The organism is Allomuricauda sp. d1 (genome assembly GCF_039592695.1).
Lineage (GTDB): Bacteria > Bacteroidota > Bacteroidia > Flavobacteriales > Flavobacteriaceae > Flagellimonas_A.
In genome coordinates this window covers 311,016-327,754 of sequence record NZ_JBBUTK010000003.1, presented here as the reverse complement: position 1 = coordinate 327,754, position 16,739 = coordinate 311,016, and the positions used below count along the sequence as shown (strand labels likewise).

At 41.8% G+C, this 16,739-nt stretch carries 14 protein-coding genes and 1 riboswitch; of the genes, 11 read left to right on the top strand and 3 right to left on the bottom strand.

Annotated features, from left to right (window positions below):
* Nucleotides 1-78: 78 nt before the first annotated feature.
* Complete coding sequence (locus tag AAAH86_RS13295; RefSeq protein ID WP_343488135.1) at nt 79-1,203, top strand: histidine kinase; 1,125 nt, start codon at nt 79-81, stop codon at nt 1,201-1,203.
* Nucleotides 1,203-1,958, top strand: coding sequence for a LytTR family DNA-binding domain-containing protein (locus AAAH86_RS13290; protein WP_343488134.1), 756 nt, complete (start codon nt 1,203-1,205; stop codon nt 1,956-1,958). The genes AAAH86_RS13295 and AAAH86_RS13290 overlap by 1 nt, the downstream gene beginning before the upstream one ends.
* A 97-nt stretch (nt 1,959-2,055) precedes the next feature.
* Here the strand turns inward: AAAH86_RS13290 and ahcY are convergent, their stop codons facing one another.
* Complete coding sequence (ahcY, locus tag AAAH86_RS13285) at nt 2,056-3,372, bottom strand: adenosylhomocysteinase (RefSeq protein ID WP_343488133.1); 1,317 nt, start codon at nt 3,370-3,372, stop codon at nt 2,056-2,058.
* Between the two features lie 128 nt (nt 3,373-3,500).
* On the opposite strand from ahcY, the gene AAAH86_RS13280 reads away from it, so the two are divergent.
* The 7 genes from AAAH86_RS13280 (at nt 3,501) to AAAH86_RS13250 (ending at nt 9,453) form a co-directional block, all read left to right on the top strand.
* Nucleotides 3,501-4,136, top strand: a complete 636-nt coding sequence (locus tag AAAH86_RS13280; protein ID WP_343488132.1) for a 4'-phosphopantetheinyl transferase superfamily protein — start codon at nt 3,501-3,503, stop codon at nt 4,134-4,136.
* Nucleotides 4,137-4,293: 157 nt separating this feature from the next.
* Nucleotides 4,294-4,554 carry a thiamine-binding protein gene (locus AAAH86_RS13275; RefSeq protein WP_343488131.1) on the top strand — a complete coding sequence of 87 codons (261 nt, stop codon included), beginning with the start codon at nt 4,294-4,296 and terminating at the stop codon, nt 4,552-4,554.
* Nucleotides 4,538-5,176 (top strand): nicotinamide riboside transporter PnuC, encoded by a 639-nt coding sequence (gene pnuC / locus AAAH86_RS13270; RefSeq protein ID WP_343488130.1) that lies wholly within the window; start codon nt 4,538-4,540, stop codon nt 5,174-5,176. Before AAAH86_RS13275 ends, pnuC begins: the two co-directional genes overlap by 17 nt.
* Nucleotides 5,131-5,697, top strand: coding sequence for an ATP-binding protein (locus AAAH86_RS13265; protein WP_343488129.1), 567 nt, complete (start codon nt 5,131-5,133; stop codon nt 5,695-5,697). The genes pnuC and AAAH86_RS13265 overlap by 46 nt, the downstream gene beginning before the upstream one ends.
* On the top strand, nt 5,690-7,222 hold the full coding sequence (locus tag AAAH86_RS13260; RefSeq protein WP_343488128.1) for a DUF4301 family protein: 1,533 nt from the start codon (nt 5,690-5,692) through the stop codon (nt 7,220-7,222). The genes AAAH86_RS13265 and AAAH86_RS13260 overlap by 8 nt, the downstream gene beginning before the upstream one ends.
* 421 nt (nt 7,223-7,643) lie before the next feature.
* Nucleotides 7,644-7,949, top strand: a complete 306-nt coding sequence (locus AAAH86_RS13255; RefSeq protein WP_343488127.1) for a hypothetical protein — start codon at nt 7,644-7,646, stop codon at nt 7,947-7,949.
* A 139-nt stretch (nt 7,950-8,088) separates the two neighbouring features.
* Nucleotides 8,089-9,453 (top strand): sigma-54 dependent transcriptional regulator, encoded by a 1,365-nt coding sequence (locus AAAH86_RS13250; protein ID WP_343488126.1) that lies wholly within the window; start codon nt 8,089-8,091, stop codon nt 9,451-9,453.
* On the opposite strand, the gene AAAH86_RS13245 is transcribed toward AAAH86_RS13250, so the two are convergent.
* Complete coding sequence (locus AAAH86_RS13245; protein ID WP_343488125.1) at nt 9,438-11,879, bottom strand: ATP-binding protein; 2,442 nt, start codon at nt 11,877-11,879, stop codon at nt 9,438-9,440. The genes AAAH86_RS13250 and AAAH86_RS13245 overlap by 16 nt on opposite strands.
* Nucleotides 11,880-12,605: 726 nt before the next feature.
* Nucleotides 12,606-12,769: riboswitch (TPP riboswitch) on the top strand.
* Nucleotides 12,770-12,905: 136 nt separating this feature from the next.
* Between AAAH86_RS13245 and AAAH86_RS13240 the strand changes: the two genes are divergently transcribed.
* Nucleotides 12,906-15,062, top strand: a complete 2,157-nt coding sequence (locus AAAH86_RS13240) for a TonB-dependent receptor (protein WP_343488124.1) — start codon at nt 12,906-12,908, stop codon at nt 15,060-15,062.
* 182 nt (nt 15,063-15,244) lie between these two features.
* A complete protein-coding gene (locus AAAH86_RS13235) occupies nt 15,245-16,222 on the top strand; it encodes a Gfo/Idh/MocA family oxidoreductase (RefSeq protein ID WP_343488123.1) in 978 nt (325 codons plus the stop codon).
* Nucleotides 16,223-16,237: 15 nt separating this feature from the next.
* Here the strand turns inward: AAAH86_RS13235 and AAAH86_RS13230 are convergent, their stop codons facing one another.
* Entirely contained in the window at nt 16,238-16,678 is a 441-nt protein-coding gene (locus AAAH86_RS13230; protein ID WP_343488122.1) for a hypothetical protein, read from the bottom strand.
* Nucleotides 16,679-16,739: the final 61 nt, after the last annotated feature.

Sequence of the window (16,739 nt, the reverse complement as noted above, 5' to 3'; positions counted from 1 at the left end):
TTTACAGCAACTTTTTACAATTCAGTGCAGAAATCAACAGTTCAGGCTTTGATTTGACAGTATGAAATGGTCTTCACCATGAGAATAAGCGACTTATGTATCTTTAGAGTTGAAATGGGCAGTACAATCACAAAAAAAGGTATCCGTAAGTTTCTATTCCGTTGGATGGTTGTCAACGTGGTTTTTTTTACCGTGAAGTTGACTATGGAACAACACCCGGATGGTCTGGCAGACTTGTTCAGCCCTACAAGTCTTTTTTATTATTTCAGTGCATTTTTTCTATTTATGCTGACTTGGGAAATCAATGACTATCTCTTAAAACGCCATAAGAAGTATTGCAAGCTGAATCTAAAAAGAAGCTTAAAAATTGTTTGCATCAATATGGGAATTATGCTCCCCATCTGCGCATTGGTGTATTATTTGGCGTTATTTCCCTTAAAGGACCCTATGGGAATTATTTGCTTGGTACCCCCCAAACAGCAGTTTTTGATTGATTTTACCAGGGCCATTGCTTTGGGTATTGCCGTAATTTTCTTCAATATGTTTTATTACGCCATGAACCATCATGACGTATTGGAAAAACGGTTGGAGGATCTGCAGAAAGACATGATGGCCTCGCAGTATGCTTCGTTAAAAAAACAGATCAGTCCGCACTTTTTGTTCAACAGTCTCAATACCTTGACTTCGTTAATGTATGAAGACCGCGATCTGGCATCTGATTTTGTAACGCGCTTGGCCAGTAGCTACAGATATATTTTGGACAATCGCGAACAAGATTTGGTGAGCCTCGACAAAGAACTGGGTTTTTTGGATGCTTTTGTCTTTATGATGAACGTTCGCCATAAAGATGCTGTCATCATTAAGACGGATATCAATCCTTCAACAAAAAAGTACTTGGTCCCGACCCTTTCACTTCAAATGTTGGTCGAGAACGCACTGAAGCATAATCTGTACAGTAAAGAAAAATCGCTGCAAATAACCATTTCTTCCATTCAGAACGATGCGCTTGTTATAAAGAACAATTTGCAGAAAAGGCAATTGAAGGAAGAGACCACACAACTCGGGCTAAAGAACATTAAAAAGCGTTACGCCTTTTATACCAACAAACAAGTATTGATTAGGGAAGAAGTGGATTATTTTGAGGTCATTATTCCATTATTGCATGAAAATATCACCCAAATGAACGTAAGAGCAATTTCTTGATGAGAGCAGTGATTGTTGAGGATGAGGAATTTGCAGCCAAGCGATTGGCCCAACTGGTCAATGAACTGGCGCCCGAAATTGAGGTGATCGCCGAACTGAATTCTGTGGAGAGCGGTTCAAAATGGTTTTCGACCAATACCTCGCCCGACCTTATTTTTTTGGATATTCAGCTCAACGATGGCTACGGGTTTGACATTTTGGACAATGTGGCCGACCACCCCCCGGTCATTTTTACCACGGCCTACAACGAGTTTGCCATACGCGGTTTCAAATACAATGGGCTGGATTATCTTTTAAAGCCCATTGTCAAAGACGATTTGAAGAAAGCTTTGGAGAAATTTCATAAAAATGTGACCCGGAACGGGCAATCTTCAACCAAAAATCTTGAGCATTTAAAACAGCTTTTTCACAAAGAATACAAACACCGTTTTATGGTCAAGGTGGGCAATCAGTTCAAATCGTTCAATGTGGAGGAGATAGCCTATTTCAAGTCCCATGAAGGCATGATTTGTCTGTACACCCATAAAGGGCAATCGTATCCCATCGAATATACCATCGACCAACTGGAAAATATCCTAAATCCCATCCACTTTTTTCGAATCAACCGAAAGTTTATGGTCTCGGTAGAATCGGTGGTCGAGATACACAGCTATTTTAACAGCCGTTTGTTGTTGAAAATCCTTCCCAAAGAAGAAGAACAGGTTGTGGTTTCTCGAGAACGTACCACCAATTTTAAACGGTGGTTGGATATGTAAAAGAAAAACCCTCGCATCTCAGCAAGGGTTTTGTCCTTTATCTAGATTTCCGCCTTTACCGAAACAAGTCCGGCACAAGCGCGGGAATGACAATAAATCAATACCTGTAATACTCAGGCTTATACGGCCCTTCAACCTCGACACCAATATATGCTGCTTGGTCTTGACGAAGCTCGGTCAATTCAGCCCCCAAACGTGATAGGTGCAGTTTTGCCACTTTCTCATCCAAATGCTTGGGCAGCATGTAGACGTCGTTTTCATATTTGTCGCTGTGGTTCCACAGTTCGATCTGTGCCAAGGTCTGGTTGGTGAACGAGTTGCTCATCACAAAGCTTGGGTGGCCTGTGGCACAGCCCAGATTCACCAATCGGCCTTCGGCCAAAATGATGATGTCTTTACCATCGACCGTGTATTTATCAACTTGTGGTTTGATTTCATCTTTGGTATTTCCGTATTCCCCATTCAACCAAGCCATGTCGATTTCATTGTCAAAGTGGCCGATGTTACAAACGATGGCCTTATCTTTTAAAGCCCGGAAATGCTCTTCGCGAATAATATCTTTATTACCAGTTGTAGTGATGACTATGTCAGCTTTGCCCACAACAGTTTCCAGTTTTTTCACTTCGTAACCGTCCATACAGGCTTGCAATGCACAGATAGGATCAATCTCGGTGATGGTGACGACAGCACCTGCACCCCTAAAAGAAGCTGCAGTACCTTTACCTACGTCACCGTAACCGCATACCACAACTTGCTTTCCGGCCAACATGGTATCGGTGGCACGGCGAACGGCATCCACGGCACTTTCCTTACAGCCATATTTATTGTCGAACTTCGATTTTGTTACTGAATCGTTTACGTTGATGGCCGGCATTGGCAGCGTTCCTTTTTTGACCCTTTCGTACAAACGGTGAACACCTGTGGTGGTTTCTTCAGAGAGACCTTTGATGCCCGCTGCGAGCTCAGGATATTTATCCAAAACCATATTGGTCAAATCACCGCCATCATCCAAGATCATGTTCAATGGTTGTCTGTCTTCACCAAAGAACAAGGTCTGCTCAATGCACCAGTCAAATTCTTCTTCGGTCATGCCTTTCCATGCATATACGGGAATTCCGGCAGCGGCAATCGCAGCAGCGGCGTGGTCTTGGGTTGAAAAGATATTACATGAGCTCCAAGTGACATCCGCACCAAGCTCGACCAAAGTTTCAATCAAAACGGCGGTCTGAATGGTCATGTGAAGGCATCCTGCGATTCTAGCGCCTTTTAAAGGCTGCTCATTTTTGTATTCTTCACGAAGTGACATCAAACCTGGCATTTCAGCTTCAGCCAGTTCAATTTCTTTTCTTCCCCAGTCGGCCAAAGAAATATCCTTTACCTTGTAAGGCACGTAAGCGATGGTTTTAGTACTCATAGTTATTTTTTTGATTTATTTTAAATAATGAACTTGTTTAAATCTCTGTAATTAGCACAAAACCCTTAATTTTCGCTTCAGTCCAAAAATTTAAGTAAGTTCACTTTTAGAGCGCAAAGATACAAAGAATGCCCCTTTACAAAAACATATCGGCGACAGAAACGATGAAAGTATTGATTTGGAAGGTGACTGAACCTGAGCAGATTCTCTCCCAAAAAGTTTCGCTGACCGAACACTGCCAATCGCGGTATGACAACATGAAATCTGAGATGCACCGACGGGCGTTTTTGAGCATTCGACATTTGATGGCCGAGGCAGGCTACGAAGACAACGATTTGTATTATGACGATTTTGGGAAACCCCATTTAAAAGACGGCAACAAGATATCCATCACACATTCGCATGAATTCACGGGTATTATCGTGAGTACTTCGCATGAAGTGGGCATCGATATTGAAAAACAGCGTGAGAAAATCTTACGGATTGCTCATAAATTCACCCCCATAGAAGAGTATCGAACCTTGGCAAATACCGAGGCCCTCATCAGAAAGTTGACCATTGTCTGGGGGGCAAAAGAATCACTATATAAAATTTATGCTGAACCCGGTTTGGGTTTTCTCCGCCATATTGACGTGGCTGACTTTTCGTTTGATGATGGAAGAACCACCGCTGAAATTTTGTACGAAGGGCAAAAATCTGAATATCAGGTCACTTTTTTTGAGTTCGAAGGCTTTACCTGTGTTTATGCCTTGCGGCGAGTTTAAAAGTTTATAGGTTTAGTGATAAATTCTTGCTATTAGTGAAATTCGTGTTCTAAAACTTCCATAGGTTCCGCAAAAGGTTTAAAAGTTTAAGCGTTTACAAGTTTAGTGGTAGTTTTGGATCTTAAACATTTAAACTCTAAACGTATAAACTCCAAAAATGGACATTTCCGTAGAACTTACGCTGACACCACTACATGACGATTACGAACCGCCCATCATCAATTTTATAAAGAAACTCCGTGAATCGGGATTGAAAGTATTGGAAAACCCATTGAGCACCCAAGTCTATGGCGAGTATGACCAAGTGATGCAGTTGCTGCAAGCCGAAATCAAGGAAACTTTTACGAATACAGAACGGGTGCTGCTTCAAATGAAAATCGTCAAAACGGACCGAAGCGACTATGAACCCCATTTTTGAATGGCTTTTTTCACAATATGACGGTGTGCCAACACACATCGTCGTTTTAGAATGCATCAGCGTCTTTTTTGCACTGCTGAGCGTCTGGTTCTCAAAACGCGAAAATATCTTGGTATACCCGACCGGAATCATCGCCACGGCAATCGCGGTGTATATACTGCTGGTCTACGGGTTGTTGGGCGATATGCTCATCAATGCCTATTATTTTGTCATGAGTATCTATGGATGGTGGGTTTGGACGCGAAAAGTGGATGCCAATCATTTCATCCCCATTACCAGAACAAATCCCAAAGAAAAAAAATGGAACGTTTTACTTTTTGTTTCTACCATGATTTTCGTTTTTGGAGTATATCAAATTTTCGGCAAGTTTGACTCATGGACCGCCTATGTTGATATTTTGACCACCGCCATCTTTTTTGTGGGCATGTGGCTCATGGCAAAGAAAAAATTGGAAAACTGGATGTTCTGGATCATCGGTGACCTGATTTCAGTGCCGCTGTACCTCTACAAAGGATTGGTTTTCTCATCTTTTCAATATCTTTTATTCACCATTATTGCGATTTACGGCTATCGAGCATGGAAGAAAAACTTAAACAAGAGCCCACAGACCTTGTTAAAATAGTATTGTACGGGCCTGAATCTACGGGCAAGACCACGCTCGCCCAACAGTTGGCCAATCATTATGACACGGTTTGGGTGCCCGAATATGCCCGTGACTATTTACAGAAAAAATGGGATGAACAACAAAAAGTCTGCGAACTCAAAGATTTGCTGCCCATTGCTGAAGGACAGATTCGATTGGAAAATGACCTTAGCAAAAAAGCAAATAAAGTACTCATCTGCGATACTGATATTTTAGAGACCAAAGTATATTCAGAGGCCTACTTTGATGGGTACTGCGACCCATTGCTTGAAAAATATGCACTGCTGAACCATTATGATTTCTATTTCTTGACCGATATTGATGTGCCATGGGTAAAAGATGATTTAAGGGATAGGCCCGATCAGCGCAAAGAAATGTTTGACCTTTTCAAAACAACCCTAGAGAAATATCAGCGTAGTTTTGTTATCTTGAAAGGAAATGAAAATGAACGGTTTCAAAAGGCCGTGACACAAATAGATAAATTGCTTTACTATGATTGACTTTACCGATAAAGACCTGGCGCAACTTCAACAAAAAGGCATTTCAAAAGAAAAAGTAGCACAACAGATTGAGACCTTTAAAGAAGGCATCCCGTTTGTAGATTTGGAAAAAGCGGCTGTGGTGGGTGAAGGTATTACCAGAGTGGAGGATGAAGATGAATTGGTCTCCTTCTTTGAAAACAATGTGGATGGATTGACGCTTTTGAAATTTGTGCCCGCATCTGGGGCCGCCTCACGCATGTTCAAGGCGATGTTCAATTTTGTGGAAGTCTATGATCCATCCAAAGAAAGCCTTTCTGAATATATTGAACGAACAGGCGACAAGGCAGTGAAACAATTTGTTGACGGGATGGATAAGTTTCCATTCTATGATAGATTGATGGCCAGAATAGAAGATCAATATAGCAACGAGGGCGAAAAGGCACATGCTTTTGTAAAAGAAATGCTCGCTGAGGATGGACTGAACTACGGTTTTTATCCTAAAGGCTTGCTGCCCTTTCACCAATATGAAGATGGTTCGGCCACCCCGTTTGAAGAACATTTGAAAGAAGCGGCACTGTATGCCAAAACAGACGGCAAGGCCAACCTGCATTTTACCATATCACCGCAGCACGACGACATGTTTGCAGCAGAAGAGAAAAAGGCGGTACCGAAAATTTCAGATAAAACGGGTACCGAGTTTCATATTTCGTACTCCAACCAGAAACCCTCGACGGATACCCTTGCAGTAAATATGGACAATACACCGTTTCGCAATTCTGATGGCTCCATTTTGTTTCGCCCTGGTGGGCATGGCGCACTCATTGAAAATCTGAACGAACAGGATGCTGACGTTATTTTCATCAAGAACATTGACAATGTGGTCATTGATAAAAACCTGAAAGCCGTTGCCAATAGCAAGAAAATGTTGGGTGGATTGTTGTTAAAGGTTCAAGAGCAGGCTTTTGACTATGCGCGACGTCTTGAGAGCGATACCATTTCAGATGAATTGGTCAATGCGACCAAAAGGTTCTTAGAAGAAGATTTGAATGTCCGTTTTGGGGATGAGTTCGATGGTTTGCCCAAAGACGAAAAAATCTCACAATTAAAAAATAAAATAAACCGGCCCATTCGGGTTTGTGGTATGGTCAAAAACGAGGGCGAGCCTGGCGGAGGCCCATTCTACATCAAAGATTCCGAAGGAAATGTCTCCCTCCAGATCATTGAATCGGCGCAAATTGATATGGAGGATTCCGAACAGGTTTCCATTCTAAAAAATTCCACACACTTCAATCCAGTGGATATTGTCTGTGGTGTGAAAGACCACAAAGGTGAAAAATTCAATTTGATGGATTTTGTAGATACCAAACAGGGTTTCATTACGGGCAAGACCAAAGAGGGCAAGGAGTTGAAAGCCTTGGAACTTCCTGGCCTTTGGAACGGTGCCATGGCCTTCTGGAACACCATATTCGTTGAAGTGCCCTTGGTCACATTTAATCCCGTGAAAACGATGAACGATTTGCTCAAACCATCACATCAAGTGTAGGGCAAAAAACCATGTGACTTTTCTGACAAAGGTGTGTCTTATCATTTACAGAATCGTATTGATTAACCAAAGGCCATCAAAATGTATCCTATCATTTATATCGTATTACTAATCGTGAGTATAGGTTCTTTCACCATTGCGGTCCATTTTTTAATGCCCCATCTTTTTCGAAAACGCACTGGTTCGAGTAGCAAAAATCATTCTGACACCAATCCACAGAAATAAAATTTCAACACATTATGCACACTTAAGTGTATAAATTTTACACACTTCTTACCTATTGAGAACAGTTTTATACACCTGTTTTCTTTTTTATTTAGATTTAAATAATTGATAATCAATTATTTAAAAAGAACCTGAGTAATGGCATTGTTTTTACAAGTAGTTAGGTGAATAAAGTTTAACCTAAATTACATAGAACATGAGAAAATTAATTTTTACGGCTGCTTTAGCCATAGGAAGCCTTTCAGCACTTACAGCTTCAACAGTTTCAATTCATGATGGTATCATGGATGAGGTCATTACAGAGGAATTTAAGGAAATTCCGGTTGACCAAGTACCAGCGGCTGTCGTGCAGGCCTTGGCCGTTGCACATGAGGGGGCGACCATTACTAAGGCGTATGTAAATGAAGATGAAGTATACAAGCTCGAAGTTACCGGTGGAGATGGTTCTCAGGGAGTTTTGTATGCCGATGCCGAAGGCAACTGGTTAGAAATGGATGAATAATTCCGTACATTAATAGGTTAGTTAGTTTGGTTTTTTTGAGGAGGCCACCCGCTCAAGGCGGGTGGCTTTTTTTATCAAAACATTACAAGTTTTGATAGGTATAGTGGCGTATCTTTATGGTCATCCATAATATGGAGAGATGCCCAAAATTCTTATTATTGAAGATGACCTGCCATTTGGGGTCATGCTAAAAAAGTTTTTAGAACGGCACAATTTTAAGGTTGATGTCTGTTCAAACGCCACCGATGCACGAGCTAAATTCAAGGAAGAATCCTATGAGCTGATCATCTGCGACCAAAGGCTTCCTGATGCTGGCGGACTAGAATTATTGTCAGAGGTCAAATCACTTTCCTCAAAGGCCCAAGTCATTCTCATGACCGGCTATGCAGAAGTAGATTCTGCCGTGTCTGCCATGAAAAAAGGAGCCTATGACTATATTTCAAAACCTTTCACGCCCGATGAAATGCTCATGGTCATCAACGGGGCTCTCAAATCAGCAGTAGAAATCGAAAGCCATGATCAGGATAAAGCTGAAGAACAGGAACCCAAAGAGCATCAACCTGCAAAAACTTCATTTTTAGGGATAGAGGATTTGGGCCCGGCATCCAAAAAAATGCTGGAACATATTAAACTCGTTGCCCCCACCAACATGTCGGTACTCATCAACGGTGAGAGCGGTACAGGCAAAGAGGTCACGGCCAGAATCATCCATAACCATAGCAAAAGGGCCAATAAAAATTTTGTCGCTGTTGACTGTGGCGCGATACCCAAAGAACTGGCAACCAGTGAGTTTTTTGGTCATATCAAAGGAAGTTTCACAGGTGCAGTGAACGACAAAGTCGGCTATTTTGAGGCAGCAAACGGAGGCACCTTGTTTTTAGATGAAATCGGAAACCTTTCCTACGAAAATCAAGTGCAGCTGTTGCGTGCCATACAAGAACGAAAAATCAAAAGAGTCGGCAGCACCAAAGAAATTGACCTCGATGTCAGAATACTTACTGCTACCAATGAAGACCTTCAAACCAATGTGAACGAGGGTAGGTTTAGAGAAGACCTGTATCATCGCATCAACGAGTTTTCCATTGAAATACCCCCGTTGCGGGAGCGTTTTGACGATTTGATGCGGTTTGCCCATCATTTTCTTGAAGAAGCAAGTTCTGAATTGGGCAAAAACGTTTCCGGTTTTTCAGAAGAGGTTGTTCAGGCTTTTAGCACCTACACATGGCCTGGCAACCTTCGCGAGTTGAAAAACGTGATTAAACGAGCAGTACTATTGTCACCAAAAGACAGGCTCACAACCGATGTCTTACCAAAAGAGGTGTTGCACGGTCACCATGACATAGCGCACCCAAACGAATCGTTTTCAAAGTCAGAGTTCGAGAAAAACAATATTTTAAGGGCTTTAAAGCAGACCAATTTCAACAAGACCAAAGCGGCCAAATTGCTGCAAATAACGCGCAAGACACTTTACAACAAGATTGAGCATTATCAACTTGATGTTTGATGCAGTTGTTTTTGCAGCTCTTTTTTTAATGCTGTAATACTCTTCACTACATCATTATAGTTGTTCAGCAATTCCTTTTTTGGGCGTCCTTTTTCGATGTTTTCCAGAATTTGCAGCGGAGCAATAACACCCTTTGCCTCAAGCTGTTGCATCATCGGTAACATGCGATGGGCTATTTTGTTGACACCTGTAATATCGTCGTTATTGACCGCTTTCTCGAGGGCTTGAATGTTTATTTGGGTTTCGTTCAAAAAGGTAGTCAGCAGTTCATGGAGGGCAGTCTCATCATTACCCAAAAAAGAAATAATGTTGTTAAGGTTGAAATGTTCAGTCGTTTTTGACGATTCTATTCTTTCTGATGGGGGATGATGTCCTTTTTCCGTTCCCAAAGCGTCTATGGATAGTTTTTTGAGAAGTGTTGTTTTTGAAAATGGTTTCTGCAACACATTTGAAAACCCCTTCTTGAGATATTCATTTTTTGGTAGGCTTCTGTCACCCGTCATGGCAATTATAGGCTGGTTTTGGTAATGTGTATAGGCACCCGATTTCAGGGCGGAAAGCACTTGAAATCCGTTTATTTTAGGCATTTGAATGTCGGTCAGCACAAGGTCGTATGCAAGGTCTGTATCTTTGGGCACTGTTGAAAAGTCATTGAAGATAATAGTTTCATGACCATATTGTGAACACATTTCGCCAATCAATTGCGACAACGTGATGTCGTCATCAATTACTAGAATGGATAGTGGCTGTTCTTGATGAACAGGAACAGCATCGGATGCCGTTTTTTCAGAAAATTGCAGTGGAAGCGTCAATATAAAGGTACTGCCGCTTCCCTCCTCGCTGGTCAAAGCGACATCCCCCTGAAGTAAGATGGCCAGTTTTTTTGAGATGGTCAATCCAAGACCGTACCCCCCGTACTTTTTTTCAGTGTTCTCATCGCCTTGCGAAAACTCTTTGAATATGGTTTCCTGTTGGCTTTTTTTGATGCCGATGCCCGTATCCTCAACATAGGCCACCAATTCAGTATTTTTTGCTTCTGTAGTTACCTTTACGTATCCGCTATCGGTAAATTTGAAGGCATTACCAATAAGATTGCTCAATATTTGTTTGATGCGCAAGGGGTCACCAATGATATTTTTTTGAAATGCGGGATCTAGGTGCAATTGCAGTTCAACTTGAGGTTTAGAATGAAGTTTCTCATTTTCTTGGGCCGTTAACTCGACCAATCGATTGAGGTTATAATCCGTTTGGCGTAACCTAATTTTTCCAGCTTCAATTTTTGAGTATTCGAGCAGGTCATTTACCAAGTTCTCAACATAATTTGAAGCAGATTGAACCCCCTCAAGGTATTGTTGGTGCTTTTGGCTATTCAATGTGTCTTGTAGAAGGCTGGTATACCCAGAAATGGTGTTCAGTGGTGTTCGAAGGTCATGGCTGACGGTGGCAATGAGCTGTTCCCTACTTTTCAGCAATGAATCTGAATATTTTTTTTCTTTTTCGAGTCGCTTTTTCAGCAGTTGCACTTTTAAAAAATCTCGGGTGATCAAAAAAGTAAAAATACCTACGACAAGAAGCCCTATCAATGCCATGAGTCCAGCAAATCGAATGCTTCGGGTGAGCGCGCGCCGCCTTTGAATATCGTTGGCGTAATTGTTTCGGGCAATTTCACGGTCAATCTCAAAAATCATGCGCTGTAATTTTTGGGATAGCTCCAAATCGGTTCTAAATAGGGCCATTTCGCTTCGTGCCAGCCCCTGCTCGATATTTTGGCTTTCGGTTCTTGCTTTGGATAACAGTGCTTTTGAAGCAACCAGAACAGAATCTACCTTTTTTCCGTAATTCTCTGAGGTAGAGTCTTTGGGTACGTTTTCGTTTAAAAAAGCCACATATTCTCGCAAAAGCTGTTGTCGTTCAGGGGGAAGCTTTTCAAAATCAGGGGTCAAAGATTCGGGAGTGATACGACCCAGCGATTCCTCCATCTTTGTGAATCCTTGTAAAAGTGAATCCAGCGGATTTTCGTGCAGACGTTTGGTACGCAATTTGCCAAGTTGCGCAATGTTCGTGACCTTACTCTCAAGAAGCAAGCCCACACTATCCAACAACTGCTGTTGCTTTTCATTTTCAGTGATGCATTTGAGACTGTCAATCTTGATGATCAGTGAATCCACTTTTTGTAGATACTGTCTCGAGTTTTTTCTGTTGAAATGCTGTAAGGTCAATTTTGACAGGTTTTCTGCCTCGTAGATTTTGGTCAAAAGCGAGCTCGTCATTAGCAGCTTTTCATCGTTTTCTTCCAATAAGGCTGTGGCAGTATAGTTCGTGACCTCGACGTAAATAAAATAAGAGGCGATCAAACCCAAAAGGCCAAGCACTGCATAACTGATAATGATTTTTGTGGTGAACTTTTTTCTTGAGGTTTCTTTCATTTCATTTAAAACAACTATTGAATTTACAGTTAGCTGCCGTGAAGCTATACCAAATAAATGTTAAACCTTTAATTTTTGCAAATCATAAATAATTGATAAACAGTTAGTTAAAAAATAGACTGTTTAATATTTTATTTTTTGCGTGACCTGTATAAAAAAGATGTGTCTCAATTATTGAAAGACACAAAGAATGGATGTCGAGAATCCATTAAGTTCATTGAAAGCCCGCAAAACATGATTCTGAAAAGCGGGAATGTCTAAAGAAGAAATTCTCATTCCGTGATAGCCCATTGGGCACACGGATTTTGGTTGGTTGATTTGGTTGAGAGGGGTCGTGAAATCAGTAGCGGCCCCTTTTTAAAAGGTCAATCACAATAACAAACAAGATTATGATAGAATTCACATTAAAAATAGTGATCGGAACGTGTATACCGATATTCATTTCGTCTGTGTGCATTGTTGAACAATACTATATACAAAAGGCATTGCGGTCAACAAAAATGGACTCAAGAAAAGTTAAATGAACCAAACCTACGCATTGATTGATATGCTGTGCAAACACTAACCATGCATTGCCAGCAGTGTCTCAGAATCTAGATTTTATTGGTTCCATGTAGAAGACGGTGCCGTTATCTGAACCAAGAGCTCTGACTTTCTGGGCAACTTTAGGCCGCGAAAGCGGCCTTTTTTGCATTATGAAAATTCAAAAGTACGGCTTACATTTGCCCCATCTCAAAGGGGTGCTTTATCGAAGTGCGAAATTTGAAATACGAAAATAGAACGTTAAGATTCTAAATTCTACATTCAGAACTCTGCATTCAACAAGGCTGAGATCATACCCATTGAACCTGGGCGGGTAATGCTGCCAAGGAATAGAGCGTTAAAAGAGATTCAAACTTTCTAAATTGTCATGCCGAGCTTGTCGAAGCATCTCATTCTTACAGAAATTTGATTTCTAAGGGTCGCTCAAAAAAATCAAGTTTAACCAGAATAATAGCCCCTTTTATTCGTAAAATTTCTTTACGGATGAAAACTATATTCACTTTCTTGGCCATGTGCGGCCTGGCGTTATCGCTCAATGCACAAAATCAACAACAAGATTCAGTACAAGGTAAAAAAATCGATCTCGACGAGGTGGTCGTTTCGGCTTCGCGGGCCAATGACAAGATTCCAGTCACGTATTCAGAGTTGGAAAAGAATGAGATCCAACGTGTCAATTTAGGACAAGACATTCCCATTCTGCTGAATTATCTGCCTTCGGTGGTCTCGACCACTTTTGATGGCACGGGCATCGGCTATACCGATTTTCGCATCCGCGGGGCCGACAATTCCCGTATTAACGTGACCATCAATGGCATACCCTATAATGATGCCGATAGCCAGACCACTTTTTTTGTGAACCTTCAGGATTTTGCCTCTTCCATAGAAAATATACAGGTGCAACGTGGGGTGGGCACGTCTACCAATGGTGCGGGGGCGTTTGGTGCCAGTGTCAATATTTTGACCGATAACGTATCAGAAAATGCCTTCGCCCAATTGTCAAGCAGCTTCGGCAGTTTTGGTGCCAGAAAACATTCGTTCCGTTTCGGTACTGGGCTTTTGGAAGACCATTTTGCGTTCTCTGGCAGGTTGTCAAAAATAGATTCTGACGGATACATCGACAGGGCGTTTTCTGATTTGAAATCCTATTTTTTGGATGGGGTCTATCAAGATGATAACACGCTGATAAAAGCTGTTGTATTCGGCGGAGAAGAAATCACCGGACTTTCCTTTTTTGGCTTGACTGCGGATAGACTTCAAGATGACCGAACCTTCAATGATGACGGATTGTATCTGGATGCGGACGGAAACACCCAGTTTTACGATCGCCAGACCGACAACTACAAACAAGACCATTTTCAGCTGCACCTGACCCAAAAAATCAATGAAAATTGGACAGGCAACCTATCGTTGCACTATACCGATGGCCGTGGATTTTTTGAACAGTATATTGAAGGCGACCCCAGTTTTTTTAATGGCGACCTCACCTTTTACCGATTGCCCACTTTTGAATCTGATGGCGAAACCATAGAGCGGTCAGATTTGGTGACCCGACGACACTTGAACAGCGATTTTTACGGTACGGTCTTTAGTATACTGTATAAAAATGACAAAATCGATGCTGTCTTTGGCGGCGCATGGAATCGTTATGATGGGGATCAATTCGGTGAGGTCATTGCAGCAGAATTTTCCCAATTGCCAGAGATACCTTTTCGGTTTTATGAAAACGAAACGGATAAAAAAGATTTCAACGTGTACGCAAAAGCTACGCTTGAACTCAACGAATCACTTTCCCTATTTGGGGATATGCAATGGCGGCGTATAAACTATGAAGCTTCGGGCTCCCTTTTTGATCCTTCCAGTACTTTGGCGGTTGATGAAGGGTATTCTTTTTTCAATCCGAAAGCAGGCATCACCTATCGGCCCAACAACCAAAACCAAGTTTATTTCTCGTACGCCCGTGCCAATCGTGAACCGGCACGTGTCGATTTTGAAACTGGAAATCCAGAGCCCGAGAGCCTGAATGATTTTGAACTGGGGTGGCGGTATGTTTCTCCAAAATTTCAGCTTAATACGAATATCTACTATCTCGATTTTGAGAACCAATTGGTGCTGACCGGACAATTGGATGAGGTCGGCTTCCCCATTCGTACCAATAGCGGGCAAAGCTATCGTTTGGGACTCGAAATTGATGCCAACCTGAACCTTGGTAAATGGAACGTCAGCCCCAATCTGGCATTGAGTACTAATAAAAATCAAGATTTTTTGGTTGAGGATGGCAATGGCGGCTTTACCAATTTAGGGAATACCAACATTTCATTTTCTCCAGATATTATAGCTGGCAATGTACTCACATACAATTGTTCGGAAAATTTTAGTGCCAATCTGTTTTCTAAGTATGTAGGCGAGCAGTTCATGACCAATGAAAATTCGAATCCGTTGGACAGTTATTTTGTGAACGACCTGAACCTTCAGTATACGATTGATGGAGTTTCCATTTTGAAATCAATCGTTATGACGGGTCAAATCAACAATATCTTCGATGTGGAATATGAAAACAACGGCTATGTATTTTTTGGGGAATCCTTTTTCTATCCCCAAGCGGGAATCAATTTTTTAATGGGGGCTACGTTGAATTTTTAACCTTTTGTAAAAGTTATGAATATTGGATAAGCTGGAAAACCAAATTTTTCTTTTCCCCAACCCTATAAGGGAGGAAAAATTTCATCGAGTTATGTTTATCTAAGAAAATCTATCTCTTTAGGGCTAGGGAAAGAAGATTTTCGACCTGAACACTTATCTAATATTCATGTTAAATTTGAAAAATGGCATTGAAACCATTTTTTAACCATGGCCCGATTCGTTGGGGCATTATTGGCTGCGGTAATGTGACCGAGGTAAAAAGCGGGCCACCCTATCAGATGACAAAAGATTTTGAATTGACCATGGTCATGCGAAGGGATGCAAAAAAGGCCGAAGATTATGCACAACGGCATGGGGTGACACAATGGACGACCGATGCTGCTGAAATCATCGAAAATCCAAACATTGATGCGGTGTACATCGCCACTCCACCCAATACCCATAAATTTTATGGGTTACAGGTGGCCAAAGTGGGCAAACCTTGCTGCATTGAAAAGCCCATGGCGCCGAGTTATGCAGACAGTCTTGAGATTTATGACGCTTTTGAGCCAACAAATATTCCGCTGTTCATCGCCTATTACCGTAGGTCATTGCCCCGGTTCAACAAAATCAAAGAATGGCTTGATAATAAGTTGATTGGTGAGGTTCGCCATATCAACTGGTTAAAAACGCGAAATGCAAGTGCCGTAGATGTAAGCGGGGAATACAATTGGCGTACCGATGCGAAAATTGCGCCCGGAGGCTATTTTGACGATTTGGCAAGCCATGGCCTTGATTTGTTCACTTATCTGTTGGGTGAAATTGATAAGGCAAAAGGGGTTGCGTCGAACCAGCAAGGTTTATATTCCTCTTTTGACACCATTTCAGGCGCATGGCTTCATAAAAGTGGCGTGACTGGTTCCGGTAGCTGGAATTTTGGCAGCCAAAAACCTATGGATAAGGTTCAAATCTTGGGCTCGGAAGGTGAAATCCGGTTTTCTGTCTTGCATGAAGAACCCATTGAACTGATTATCGAAAACAATCACGAATCGTTGGTCATGGCGCATCCAAAACATCTGCATGAATACCATGTTGAGAATATGCGAAAACATCTATTTGGAGAGGCAGCACATCCATCCACAGGAAAAAACAGGATTGCACACCAGTTGGGTGATGGATAAAATTCTTGATACAATCTAATTTGAAATGACCACGGTATTTCCGCTCAAGACTGCACGATAAAACAATAAATCATAATACCGGGCTCCATCATCGGGCCGATTTAGGTGCTGGCCCGTAAAAAGACTGTACTCAAAATCTTCACATGAACAGATGGCATTCTGCCCTTCAATGGTCATGGTAGAGCATGAGTTGGGGGCATGGTTGGGGCAACTGGCCTCCCAAGCGACGAACTCATCACCGATACCCGATCTCATCACAAAGGCCCCTCGGGTGCCGACCCCATTATTGCCAACATAAACTGGATTTCCAATGGTGTTGAGTCCATTGTAAAGCGGAAGATTTAGATTGAGGTCAAACCTGAACGGCACTTCTTGCAGAAAAGGGTTGCGATTTGTGGGGTCGTTCTCACAGGCCAGTAAAAACAAGGTCAACAGGGCAAAATATAGAATTCTCATATAATGGCTAACTGCGTAATTGGGACAAAATTGCCCAAAAAAACCGTATATTTGCGTTAAA

Bases quoted from the DNA above. Each gene is read 5' to 3' on its own strand.
- AAAH86_RS13295 (WP_343488135.1), top strand. From the start codon at position 79: ATGAGAATAAGCGACTTATGTATCTTTAGAGTTGAAATGGGCAGTACA.
- AAAH86_RS13290 (WP_343488134.1), top strand. From the start codon at position 1,203: ATGAGAGCAGTGATTGTTGAGGATGAGGAATTTGCAGCCAAGCGATTG.
- ahcY (WP_343488133.1), bottom strand. From the start codon at position 3,372: ATGAGTACTAAAACCATCGCTTACGTGCCTTACAAGGTAAAGGATATT.
- AAAH86_RS13280 (WP_343488132.1), top strand. From the start codon at position 3,501: ATGCCCCTTTACAAAAACATATCGGCGACAGAAACGATGAAAGTATTG.
- AAAH86_RS13275 (WP_343488131.1), top strand. From the start codon at position 4,294: ATGGACATTTCCGTAGAACTTACGCTGACACCACTACATGACGATTAC.
- pnuC (WP_343488130.1), top strand. From the start codon at position 4,538: ATGAACCCCATTTTTGAATGGCTTTTTTCACAATATGACGGTGTGCCA.
- AAAH86_RS13265 (WP_343488129.1), top strand. From the start codon at position 5,131: ATGGAAGAAAAACTTAAACAAGAGCCCACAGACCTTGTTAAAATAGTA.
- AAAH86_RS13260 (WP_343488128.1), top strand. From the start codon at position 5,690: ATGATTGACTTTACCGATAAAGACCTGGCGCAACTTCAACAAAAAGGC.
- AAAH86_RS13255 (WP_343488127.1), top strand. From the start codon at position 7,644: ATGAGAAAATTAATTTTTACGGCTGCTTTAGCCATAGGAAGCCTTTCA.
- AAAH86_RS13250 (WP_343488126.1), top strand. From the start codon at position 8,089: ATGCCCAAAATTCTTATTATTGAAGATGACCTGCCATTTGGGGTCATG.
- AAAH86_RS13245 (WP_343488125.1), bottom strand. From the start codon at position 11,879: ATGAAAGAAACCTCAAGAAAAAAGTTCACCACAAAAATCATTATCAGT.
- AAAH86_RS13240 (WP_343488124.1), top strand. From the start codon at position 12,906: ATGAAAACTATATTCACTTTCTTGGCCATGTGCGGCCTGGCGTTATCG.
- AAAH86_RS13235 (WP_343488123.1), top strand. From the start codon at position 15,245: ATGGCATTGAAACCATTTTTTAACCATGGCCCGATTCGTTGGGGCATT.
- AAAH86_RS13230 (WP_343488122.1), bottom strand. From the start codon at position 16,678: ATGAGAATTCTATATTTTGCCCTGTTGACCTTGTTTTTACTGGCCTGT.